The 11727-nt window shown below is 61.0% G+C and carries 9 protein-coding genes; all 9 read right to left on the bottom strand.

The window, feature by feature from the left end; all coding sequences use genetic code 11:
• Positions 1 to 21: 21 nt before the first annotated feature.
• Genes IF205_RS17645 through IF205_RS17600 form a run of 9 tightly spaced genes read right to left on the bottom strand, consistent with a single transcriptional unit; the run spans position 22 to position 11726 of the window.
• Entirely contained in the window at positions 22 to 912 is an 891-nt protein-coding gene (locus tag IF205_RS17645; protein ID WP_259780665.1) for a cell division protein FtsQ/DivIB, read from the bottom strand.
• Positions 900 to 2702: a UDP-N-acetylmuramate dehydrogenase gene (gene murB, locus IF205_RS20645; RefSeq protein WP_375542658.1), complete on the bottom strand. Its 1803-nt coding sequence runs from the start codon at positions 2700 to 2702 to the stop codon at positions 900 to 902. The genes IF205_RS17645 and murB overlap by 13 nt, the downstream gene beginning before the upstream one ends.
• Positions 2699 to 4117 carry a UDP-N-acetylmuramate--L-alanine ligase gene (murC, locus tag IF205_RS17630; RefSeq protein WP_259780664.1) on the bottom strand — a complete coding sequence of 473 codons (1419 nt, stop codon included), beginning with the start codon at positions 4115 to 4117 and terminating at the stop codon, positions 2699 to 2701. Before murC ends, murB begins: the two co-directional genes overlap by 4 nt.
• Complete coding sequence (gene murG / locus IF205_RS17625; RefSeq protein WP_259780663.1) at positions 4114 to 5259, bottom strand: undecaprenyldiphospho-muramoylpentapeptide beta-N-acetylglucosaminyltransferase; 1146 nt, start codon at positions 5257 to 5259, stop codon at positions 4114 to 4116. Before murG ends, murC begins: the two co-directional genes overlap by 4 nt.
• A complete protein-coding gene (gene ftsW / locus IF205_RS17620; RefSeq protein ID WP_259780662.1) occupies positions 5256 to 6371 on the bottom strand; it encodes a putative lipid II flippase FtsW in 1116 nt (371 codons plus the stop codon). The genes murG and ftsW overlap by 4 nt, the downstream gene beginning before the upstream one ends.
• The gene (gene murD, locus IF205_RS17615; protein ID WP_259780661.1) at positions 6371 to 7780 is read right to left on the bottom strand and encodes a UDP-N-acetylmuramoyl-L-alanine--D-glutamate ligase; all 1410 of its coding nucleotides are present in this window, start codon (positions 7778 to 7780) and stop codon (positions 6371 to 6373) included. Before murD ends, ftsW begins: the two co-directional genes overlap by 1 nt.
• A 4-nt stretch (positions 7781 to 7784) precedes the next feature.
• Positions 7785 to 8870 carry a phospho-N-acetylmuramoyl-pentapeptide-transferase gene (gene mraY / locus IF205_RS17610; protein WP_259780660.1) on the bottom strand — a complete coding sequence of 362 codons (1086 nt, stop codon included), beginning with the start codon at positions 8868 to 8870 and terminating at the stop codon, positions 7785 to 7787.
• On the bottom strand, positions 8860 to 10281 hold the full coding sequence (locus IF205_RS17605; RefSeq protein ID WP_259780659.1) for a UDP-N-acetylmuramoyl-tripeptide--D-alanyl-D-alanine ligase: 1422 nt from the start codon (positions 10279 to 10281) through the stop codon (positions 8860 to 8862). Before IF205_RS17605 ends, mraY begins: the two co-directional genes overlap by 11 nt.
• Entirely contained in the window at positions 10278 to 11726 is a 1449-nt protein-coding gene (locus tag IF205_RS17600; protein ID WP_259780658.1) for a UDP-N-acetylmuramoyl-L-alanyl-D-glutamate--2,6-diaminopimelate ligase, read from the bottom strand. Before IF205_RS17600 ends, IF205_RS17605 begins: the two co-directional genes overlap by 4 nt.
• Position 11727 lies beyond the last annotated feature (1 nt).

Raw genomic sequence — 11727 nt, 5'->3', positions numbered from 1 at the left:
TGCCCGTTTTACCCATCCCGATCAGGTATGTTCTTCCGGCGTGTCCAGTTGTCGTTTGCCGGATCGCGTCATGCGGATGATCAACCGGTCCGGCTGACGAAGGTCGATCGCCTCGATCTCCCGGTTCAGAAGCTTGTGTTCCTCGATCAGGCTTGCCAGCTTCTTCCAGGCGCCCTGCGGATCCTGTTCCGGCAGGCGCACGGCAATCCTGTTATTCAGTTCCAGGTTCCAGCGGCGGTCACCGACCCACATGGCGCCAACCACCTCGTCACGAAGCTCCGGTGCCTCATTCAGCACTTCCAGCAGGGCTGCCGCATGTTTGGGCGCGTTGTCGCCGGTGATGACCTTCAGCTTCGGGTAGTGGCGGACATCCTTGCGGTTGATGACTTCGCCGTCGATATCCACCAGATAATATTTGTCTTCGCGCTGCCAGATGGCGGCCGGGCTTCGCTCCTGCAGGTAAACAACCACCTTGTTGGGGAAGCGGCGTTCGACCACGGCTGACTTGACCCAGCCGATTTTCTCCACCCGCTCGCGGGCCGCTGCCGGGTCGAAGGTCAGGATCGGGTCGCCCAGATTGACATGCAGGGCCTTGAGGATGTCGGACTTATGGGTTTTTTCCCGGTTGATCACCAGGACTTCACGCACTGCCAGGCCGCTATCGACGAGGCCGTCTCCGATGGCGGCCAGCGTGTCGTCATAGCTGCGCTGGATCGTGCCGCTTGCCCAAAGCCAGGTGCCGGTCCCGGCGACCGTGCCAAGCAATACCGCCGACACCGCGCCATAGATCATCGGCTTGCGCCAGGCGGATGCGGCCTTGCGACGCGCAGGCGGCTTGCGGCGCGGGGCCTGGCCGGCGCTTTTGGCTTTGCCTCTCGGCTTGGCATTACTGTCCTTCTTTAGCCATCGCATGTGGCGTTCTCCACCATCCAGCTTACAAGATCAGGAAATGAAATCCCTTTATGCTTTGCCTGTTCGGGGACCAGCGACAGCGGTGTCATGCCCGGCTGGGTGTTGACTTCAAGGATCGCAATGCGACCGCTGTCTGTGTCATAACGGAAGTCCGACCGGGATACGCCGCGGCAGCCCAGAATCCGATGGGCGCGGCTGGCATAATCCATACAACGGTCGGCGATTTCCTGGGGCACCGGGGCCGGGAAGATATGTGTCGTCTTGCCGTCGGTATATTTGGCTTCATAGTCGTAGAAGCCGTCGTGGGGTTTAAGCTCCGTGACGCCCAGGGCCTTGTCACCCATGACCGCAACGGTCAACTCCTGGCCCGGAATATATTCCTCCACCATGGCATCGCCGAAGGTCCAGCCGGAATAGTCAGGCCCGTTGTCGCCTTCGAAAACCAGATAGACCCCGACGCTGGACCCCTCCGTTGCCGGTTTCACCACATAGGGGCGGGGCATGGGGTCGCCTTTGCCCAGTTCTTCCTGTGCAACGACCACACCGTCGGCGGTGGGGATGCCCGCCGCCCGGAACATACGCAGTGCCATCGGCTTATCCATGGCAACGGCAGAGGCCAGCAGGCCGGAATGGGTGTAGGGGATGCCCATGATATTCAGCACACCCTGAATGTTGCCATCCTCGCCATAACGACCATGCAGGGCGTTGAACACCACATCCGGTCGCGGCGTCAGGGCCTGCAGCGTTTCCGCCAGATCATTGGTCAGGTCGATAGTGGTGACCTTGTAACCCGCTTCTTCCAGTGCCTTGGCGCATTCCGTGCCTGACGACAGGGAAACGTCGCGTTCCGCAGACCAGCCACCCATGATTACGGCTACATGTTTGGTCATTGCGCGCTCCCCAATCCGTTTGATTTCCCAATGCAGTTCAATGCCGCTCTTTTTTTTGACGCGGGCCCGTACCTCTTCGCCCAGATCTTCCAGGTCGGCCGCCGTGGCGTCGCCTGTGTTAATCAGGAAGTTACAGTGCTGTTCGGAGACCTGCGCACCGCCATGGATCAGACCGCGACAGCCTGCGGCGTCGATCAGCTGCCAGGATTTGTGGCCTTCCGGGTTCTTGAAGGTGGAACCACCGGTGCGGCTTCGGATCGGCTGGCTTTCCGCGCGCTTGGTCTGGATGTCTTCCATGAGGGCCTGGATTTCGGATACATCGCCCGGCTCGCCACGGAATTGGCCTTTCACAAAGATCCAGTCCTCCGGCAGGGCGTTGTGACGATAGGTAAAGCCCATGTCGTCATTGGTTAGTTCATGCAGGTCGCCATCGCGGCTGACGGCCCAGGCGTGGGTCAGGACGTCCTTGGTCTCACTGCCATAGGCACCGGCATTCATACGCAATGCGCCGCCGATCGTGCCCGGAATGCCACTGAGAAACTCAAGCCCGGCAATACCTGCCTTGGCAGCCGTCTTGGCGACATTCAAATCCAGCGCTGCCGCCCCTGCGGTAACGGTCGTACCTTCAACCGTGACGTCGGCGAAGCCGCCGCCCAGGCGGATGACCACGCCACGGAAACCGCCGTCACGGATCAGCAGGTTTGACCCGACGCCCAGAACGAAGACCGGAATTTCCAGCGGCGCGAACTGCAGGAAGTGCCGCAGGTCGTCCAGGTCCGCCGGTTTATACAGCACATCCGCGACGCCGCCGACACGGAACCAGGTGACCTTGGAAAGGTCTGCATTTTCCGTATAGCGGCCCCGGACTTCGGGCAGGCGGTCGATCAGGCGTTCCGTCATCCGGCACCTCCACCGCGCAGGGCTGTCAGTTGTTCCGGCAGGGCATGGGCCCAATGGGTGATCGTGCCCGCGCCCAGGCAGACAACGAGGTCGCCTTTATGGGCCGTGCCATTGACCAATGTCGCAAGCTTGTCTTCGGATTTCAGTGCAATCACGGATTTATGCCCGTGTGTTTTAAGCCCCTGGACCAGCGCGTCGCGGTCGACCCCTTCGATGGGGGCTTCGCCAGCGGCATAGACATCCGCCACGATGACGGTGTCGGCATTGTTGAAGCAGGCGCAGAATTCCTCAAACAGGCTTTGCAGCCGGGTATAGCGGTGGGGCTGGACCACGGCGATGACGCTGCGCCGGGTTGCTGCGCGGGCCGCTTTCAGGACCGCGGCGATTTCCACCGGATGATGGCCGTAGTCGTCGATGATGGTGATGCCGTCGACTTCGCCTGTCTTGGTAAAGCGGCGTTTGACGCCGCTGAATTCGGCCAGCCCCTTGCGGACCAGATCGTCCGACAGGCCCATTTCCAGGGCGATGACGACAGCCGCCAGGCTGTTCTGGACGTTGTGATTGCCATGCATCGGCAGCATTACGTCGTCGATCACGCGTTCCTCTTCACCGCGCAGGGCGACCCGCACGTTGAAGCGTGTGCCGTCGATGCCGGTCTTGATGTCGGTGGCGCGCACATCGGCCTGCGGCGAAAGCCCGTAGGTGATCAGGCGGCGGTCGGAAATCTTGCCGATCAGGGCCTGTACTTCCGGATGGTCGATGCACAGCGCCGCAAAGCCATAGAAGGGGATATTCTGGACATAGGTCTGGAAGGCGGCGCGCAGCGCGTCGAACGAACCGTAGAAGTCCATATGTTCCGGGTCGATGTTGGTGACAACTGTAATCGTCGCCGGAAGCTTGATGAAGGTGCCGTCGCTTTCATCTGCCTCGACCACCATCCATTCGCCGGTGCCGAGCCGGGCGTTGGTGCCATAGGCGTTGATGATGCCGCCGTTGATAACCGTCGGGTCCATATCGGCGGATTCAAGCATCTGCGCCACCAGTGAGGTCGTGGTCGTCTTGCCATGGGTGCCGCCGACAGCGACCGACCATTTCAGGCGCATCAGTTCGGCCAGCATTTCCGCGCGGCGCACGACAGGGATCAGGCTTTCCCGGGCAGCCGTCATTTCCTCGTTGTCCGGTTTGATCGCAGAGGAGGCCACGACGACGGCAGCACCTTCCACGTTTTCAGCCTTATGGCCTATCATGACATTGATGCCCAGATCGCGCAGGCGTTTGACATTGGCGCTTTCGCTCATATCGGAGCCGCTGACCTCATGGCCCAGCGTATGCAGGACTTCTGCAATGCCTGACATGCCGATCCCGCCGATTCCGACAAAGTGAATCCGACCGATGTTGAGCGGCATTTTCATCATGCTGCAGCCTCCAAAGCGCGTTTGGCGGGTTTCAACCCGTCCTTACCATTACCGTCTACAAGCCCTTCAACCACATCGGCCAATTGGTATGTGGCTTCGGGCATGCCGATCCTGGCGGCGGCCTGCGCGGCGTTTGCCAGGGTGCGGGGATTGTTCAATAGTTCCGTCAGGCGGGCGGCCAGGCTTTCCGCCGTCAGGTCCGATTGGGGGGTCATCCAGGCGCCTGCCGCGTCGCAAAGACGGGCGGCATTCGCCGTTTGATGGTCGTCTACAGCATAGGGATATGGCACCAATATGGCAGGACGGCCCGCAGTTGAAATTTCTGCGATGGTCGATGCCCCTGCGCGGCAGATGACAAGATGGGCCGCGGTAAGCTGTTCCGGGATGTCATTCAGGAAGGGGCGCAGGTCGGCGGCGAGGTCCATATCGGCATAATGCGCCTCGACTTCATTCAACTGTTCGGCGCGCACCTGCTGTGTCACATGCAGGCGTTTGCGCAGGTCCGCCGACAACAGACCCAGCGCTGCCGGGACAGTCTGACCAAAGACAGCGGCACCCTGGCTGCCGCCCGTAATCAGAATGTTGATGGAACTGTCGGCGGCGATCTCCGGATAGGGCCGATTGGCGAGTGCCGCGATTTCCGGGCGAACGGGGTTGCCTGTCCAGACAGCCTTTTTCTGGTCACGCGCGCGCAGTTCTGCGGTGAATTCAAAGGACGCCGCAATTCGGTCCACGCGGGAGGCCAGCAGGCGGTTGGCTCGGCCCAGCACCGCATTCTGTTCATGCACGACGGTTTTGAGGCCGAGGTGACTTGCCGCCATCATGGCCGGCAGGGAAGGATATCCGCCGAACCCGACGACCGCATCGGGCTTCAGCCGTTTCAGGAACTTGCGTGCCTGGAAATATCCCACGCCAAGCCGCGCCAGCGCGGAAATAACGCCCAGCTTGCCACGTCCGGAAACCCCGGCGGCGCTGATGGTGTGGGTTTCAAGGCTGCCGAGCGGGCCGCTGTAGGCATCGCCGCGCCGGTCGGTGATCAGTGCCAGGCGATAGCCGCGCGCCCCCAATTCTTCCGCCAGGGCCTGCGCCGGGAAGACATGTCCGCCAGTACCACCGGTTGCCAGAACGATCAGGCGGCTCATACCGTACCTCCCGGACGCGAACGCGTCACTGCCAGCAGCATCCCCATGCCGATCGCCAGTGCGATCAGGGAGGAACCACCATAGGAAATGAAGGGCAGGGTCATGCCCTTGGTCGGGATCAGGCTCAGCGTTGAGGCCATGTTGACCAGCGCCTGCAGGCCGAACTGCACCAGCAGGCCGGTTGCGGCGAGGACCACAAACAGATTGTTGCTGTTCAGTACGCGGGTGAAGCCGCGCAACACCACAAAGGCATAAAGCAAGACGATGATCAGGCACAGAATAAGGCCGAATTCCTCACCCGCGACCGCCAGGATAAAGTCGGCGTGGCCATCGGGCAGGGTGTTCTTGACAGTGCCTTCGCCCGGTCCGGTTCCAAGGATACCGCCATTCATGAAGGCATCCATGGCACGGTCGATCTGATAGCTGTCGCCCGATGCCGGGTCCAGGAAGCGATCAATACGGCTTTGCACATGGGGGAAGATGAAATAGGCGCCGACCAGGCTCATGACACCGGCAAGCGCCATGACGATCACCAGCATCATTGGCAGGCCCGCCAGGAAGAACTGCACGAACCAGATGGCGCTCAGGATGATGGACTGGCCGACATCGGGCTGTAGCAAAAGCAGCGTGACGATCACGAAATAGAGCGCGGTCGACATGGTGTAGCCGGGAATATCCTCGCCGAGGCGGCTGGCGCTGAAGAAGGAGGCGGCAACCACGGCAAAGGCGGGTTTGGCGAATTCGGACGGCTGGATCGTCACCCCGCCAAAAGAAACCCAGCGCGTCGCGCCCTTGATCTCCGTGCCAAAGACCAGCGTACCCATCAACAGCACGATGGAAACGCCGACAAGGACGATTGCCAGACGGCGAATATTGCGCAATTCCAACAGCGACACGCCGATCATGATGCAAAGCGCGGGCAGAAGCAGGGTGACCTGCTTGCGCACGAAATGCATGCTGTCCGCACCGATACGCTCTGCCACGCTGGGGCTGGCGGAAAGCGTCAGGACGACACCGATCCCGCAGAGCGCCAGGATCGCAAACAACGTCCAGCGGTCTACTTCCCACCACCAGCGGCCGAGGATCGAGGTATCGTTGCGCGCAATCGACATCAGCGCCCCTCCATCACGAAGAATTGCCGGATTTGTCCAGGCAGGTCGCGAACCAACGACAGGAAGTGATCCCCACGCGCCTCGAAACTCTGATATTGGTCGAAGGACGCACAGGCCGGAGACAACAATACGACCGGCCGGTGCGCCCCGTCTTCCCTTGCCAGGGTGGAAGCTTGTGCAACTGCGGTGTCCAATGTGACGGACAGGGTATGGGGAACGCGGTCACCCAGATAGTCCGCGATGCTGCCCGCGCCTTCCCCGATCAGGAAGGCATGGCGGATATGAGACAGATACGGGTCCAGTTCCGTATAGCCGCCTTCTTTTTCAACGCCACCGGCAATCCAGTAGATATCGCCATAGCAGGACAGCGCCTTGGCGGCGGCCTCTGCGTTGGTCGCTTTACTGTCATTGACGTAGGCGACATCGTCGATGATTGCGATCATCTGCTGGCGATGCGGCAGGCCGGGGTAATCGCTGATGGCGTCGCAGGTGACTTTTTCACTGATGCCCAGCAACCGCACGGTGGCGTAAGCCGCCGCCACATTCTGCCAGTTATGAAGGCCGGGCAGGGTGGTGACCATGCTGAGGTCCAGAACGGCCTTTGCCTCACCGTCGAGGTCGTCGATCAGGTCGGTGCCTTTGACATAGACACCGCCGGGAACCTCGCTCTGGCTGGAAACAGGCACGACACGGCGGTCACCATGGGTAAGGGCCTCTGCCAGTCCCGCACAGCGGTCGTCGTCAATGGCGACCACGGCAAAATCGTCGGCGGTCTGACCGTCGAAGATACGCATTTTCGCCGCGACATAGCCATCCATGCCACCGTGACGGGCAAGATGGTCGGGGCTGATATTCAACAACACCGCACCATGAAAATGGATCGGGGACAGTTCCAACTGATAGGAGGACATTTCCAGCACATAGGTGCCGTCCTCGCCCAGTGCGTCCAGGTCCAGCGAGGGCGTGCCCAGATTGCCGCCGATGCCGACCTTTTTGCGGGCATGTTCCAGAATATGCCCGGTCAGCGCGGTGGTTGTGGATTTGCCATTGGTGCCGGTGATGCCGATGTAGCGCGCATCCGGTTGTGTTTCCGCCAGCAGGGCAACCTCGCCAATGATGGGGACGCCTGCGGCTTTGGCAGCGGCGGCGGCGGGATGCGGTTCGGGGTGTGTATGCGGGATGCCAGGGCTGAGCACCAGCGCACAGCAGCCGTCGAAGGCGCTGCTGTTGGTCAGCTCGATGATCTGCGCGCCCAGGGTGGCTGCTTCATCGCGGCGTTTGTCGTTGTCATCCCAGGCACGGACGGCGGCGCCTGCATCGCAAAGGGCACGAACGGCACTGAGGCCCGCCTTGCCGAGCCCCATCACCGCAATCGTCTTGTCTTTATACGGATGTGCAATCACCGCCATGACGTTACCTCAACTTCAACGTGGCAAGGCCCACGAGGGCAAGGATCATGGCGATGATCCAGAAGCGGATCACGATAGTGGGTTCCTTCCACCCTTTCTTTTCGAAATGGTGATGCAGCGGCGCCATGGCAAAAACCCGGCGGCCGGTGGTCTTGAAGGAGACAACCTGTACGATGACCGAGACGGTTTCCAGCACAAAGAGACCGCCGATAATGGCGAGTACGATTTCATGTTTGGTGATCACGCTGATCGCGCCCAGTGCGCCGCCCATGGAAAGCGAGCCGGTATCACCCATGAAGATCATGGCAGGCGGTGCATTGAACCAGAGGAAGCCGAGGGCTGCGCCGACCAGTGCGCCACAGAAAACCGCCAGTTCGCCGCTGCCTGCCACGTGATGGATCTGCAGGTATTCCGCATAGATGGCGTTACCGACCAGATAGGCGATGAAGCCAAAGCTGCCCGCCGCGATCATGACAGGCACGATGGCAAGTCCGTCCAGGCCATCGGTCAGGTTGACCGCATTGGAGGCTCCGACCATGACGAAGATGGCAAAAGGTACGAAGAACCAGGTCAGGTTGACCAGGGTATCCTTGAAGAAGGGAACGGCCAGGCTGGTGGCCAGCGGATCGGGCGTGATATGGGCGTACCAGATCGCCGCGGAGCCGCCGATCAGGATTTGCCCCAACAGTTTCAGTTTGCCCGGCAGGCCCTTGGAATTCTTCTTGGTGAGTTTCAGGTAGTCATCAAGGAATCCGATCGCACCGAAACCCATGGTGACCAGCAGAACCACCCAGACATAACCGTTGCGCAGGTCGGACCACAGAACCGTGCTGATGGAAATCGCCAGCAGGATCAGGAAGCCGCCCATGGTCGGCGTGCCCGCCTTGACCAGATGGCCTTCAGGCGTGTCCTCGCGCACGTTGGAGGCACCGCATTGCTTTGCCTTCAGCCAGTTGATGATCCACGGGCCGAGGATAAAGCTGATGACCAATGCCGTCATCATTGCGCCGCCGGTGCGGAAGGTCAGGTAACGGAACAGGTTCAGGAAGCTCAGAGAGTCGACATAGGGCGTCAGCAGGTTATACAGCATCGCGCGCGCCTTTTTTGTCCAGGGCGTTCAGGGCGTTGACGATTGCCGCCATACGCATGCCGAGAGACCCCTTCACCAGGACGACATCGCCCGCGCCGATATAACTGACGACAGGGCCGATCAAGGCCGCGCTGTCTGCCGCGTGATTGGCCTTGCGGCCTCGTTCCAGGACCTTGTTCAGATGGGCCATATTGGGTCCGGCGGTGAAGACCATATCTATACTGTTTTCCTCTATTGACGATGCAAGGGCGGCATGCAGGGACGGGGCGCTGTCGCCCAATTCCAGCATGTCACCCAGGATGGCGACGCGGCGGCCGCCGGGGTGCGGTTTGACATGGGCCAGAACGTCGAAGGCCGCGCGCATCGCGGGCGGGCTGGCGTTATAGCTTTCGTCGATAAGGGTGAAGCTGCCACCTTGTGGCAGGCTGATCTGATGCCGACATCCGCGTCCCTTGCCGGGACGCCAATCCTTCAAGGCCTCAACAGCCTTGTCCAGATCGCCGCCGAGGTAACGGACCGCCGCCAGGATTGCAAGGCTGTTTATGGCCCAATGCTCGCCCGGCATGCCAATTTCATAAACGCGGGTTTCACCGTCCATGACTGCCGTTGCCCGGCTGCCGGTTGGAATGGCGTCGCATTTCAGCAGGCGGACATGGGCATCCGGATGGGTGCCAAAGCCGATAATCCGGTCTTCGGCAACGCCTGCCTCAAGCGCGCGCTCGCGCATGTGATGAAACAGCGGATGGTCCCGTGGCAGGATCGCATAGCCACCCTTGTTCAGGCCGGAAAAGATCTCTGCCTTTGCGTCGGCGATCCCTTGGATACCTTCGAAGAATTCCAGATGAACCGGCTGCACGGTCGTGATGATGGCGACGTCCGGACGGGCGAGGTCGCTCAGCGGCTGAATCTCGCCGGGATGGTTCATGCCCATTTCCAGGACGGAATAATCCGTATCCGCCGGGATGCGATCCATCGTTAGCGGCAGGCCGATCTCATTGTTCAGGTTGCCCAACGTCGCATGGGTCTTGCCCAGGGCGGCGAAGGCAAGGGCGAGCCCTTCTTTCGTGCCGGTCTTGCCGACGCTGCCGGTGATTGCAATCACCTTGCCCGACATGCGGGTGCGGGCGGCGGCGGCGAGGTCGATCATCGCGCCCATTGTGTTGGTGACAGTCAGGACTGGCAGGCCTTCCGGAGCTTTATCGCTGTCGGAGATGATTGCCGCCGCCGCGCCTTTGTCGCGGGCCGTTTCAAGGTAGGCATGGCCGTCATGATTGGGGCCTTTCAGGGCAACAAACAGGTCTCCCGGGGTGATTGTCCGGGTGTCGATGCTGACACCCGTCGCCTCCCAGGGGCCGGAGGCTTTTCCGCCGGTCGCCTTTTCCGCTGCCTTATGGTCCCAAATCACGGTCATTGGCCGTCTTCCAATCCCAATGCTTTGACTTCCTCGCGAACGACACTTGCATCGTCGAAGGGCAGAACCTTTTCGCCTACGATCTGACCCTGTTCATGGCCCTTGCCCGCAACGACGAGGACGTCGCCTGCCTGCAGGCCCTTCAGGCCGGTCCGAATTGCCTCGCGTCGGCTGGCAACCTCGATGCCACCGGGGCAGCCCTCCATAGTGGCGGCACGGATATGGGCAGGGTCTTCGCTGCGCGGGTTGTCGTCGGTTACGATCTGCACATCGGCAAAGTCATGGCATGTCCTGCCCATCATCGGGCGTTTGCCGGGATCGCGATCACCGCCACAGCCGAAAACCACATGCAGTTTATTCTGAACATGCGGGCGGACCGACTTGAGGACGGTTTCCAGTGCATCCGGGGTATGGGCGAAATCCACATAGACCGCAGCGCCATTGGGCAGAACGGCCACGCGTTCCATCCGGCCGCGCACGCCGCGCAGATTGCTCAGGTGCGGAACAACCTGGGCTGCCTCCGCGCCGCAGGCCATGACAAGGCCCAGGGCGCAAAGGGCATTTTCAATCTGGAAACGGCCGGGGAGGGGGAAATCCACATCAAAACGTTCGCCCATCACATCCAGTTCCAGGTGGAAGCCGCTAGGGCGGGTATCCGCCTTGATGCAACGGATCTGGCCGTTGGCCAGGCCATAGGCGATAACGCGCTGCTTGCGCTCGTTGGCGATATTGGCAATCAGGTCGAATTCGGCCGCACCGCTGTTGACAACGGCGGTCCCGCCGGTCGCCAGCAATTCCTCAAACAGCCGCAGTTTCGCTGCGCGATAGGCTTCCATGCCGCCGTGATAGTCCAGATGATCCCGCGACAGGTTGGTGAAGGCGGCTGCGGTGAAGGAAACACCGTCCAGGCGATACATGTCCAGCCCGTGGCTGGAGGCCTCCATGGCAATATTGTCGATGCCATTGTCTTTCAATTCACCCAATGTGGCGTGCAGTTCCACGGGATCGGGCGTGGTCAGGCCGCTCATCTTGGTGTTATCTGCCAGATTGGTGACAAGGCCCAGCGTACCGATGCTGGCGGCGGGCGTCTTGAGCGCGGTCCAGAGCTGGCGTGTGAAGTCCGCGACAGAAGTCTTACCATTGGTGCCGGTGACCGCCACGACGGTCCCGGGCTGAGGCGCATAAAACTGTGCGGCCTGTTTGGCGAGCCGCCGACGCGGATTGGAATCCGTGATCAGATGGATGCCGTCCGGCAGATCGTCCGCAGTAACATCGGCATTGGCGAGGATCGCCGTCGCACCTGCCTTGATCGCATCGGGGATAAATTTTGCACCGTCGACCGTCGTGCCGGGAATGGCCGCAAAGAGGTAGCCCGCCTTCACCTGACGACTGTCCGCCGTCAGCCCGGTGATGCTTACCTTGTTGAAAATTTCCTTAGCGCTCATC

The organism is Aestuariispira ectoiniformans (assembly GCF_025136295.1).
GTDB lineage: Bacteria > Pseudomonadota > Alphaproteobacteria > UBA8366 > Aestuariispiraceae > Aestuariispira_A > Aestuariispira_A ectoiniformans.
This window is presented reverse-complemented; position numbering and strand designations above follow the sequence as displayed.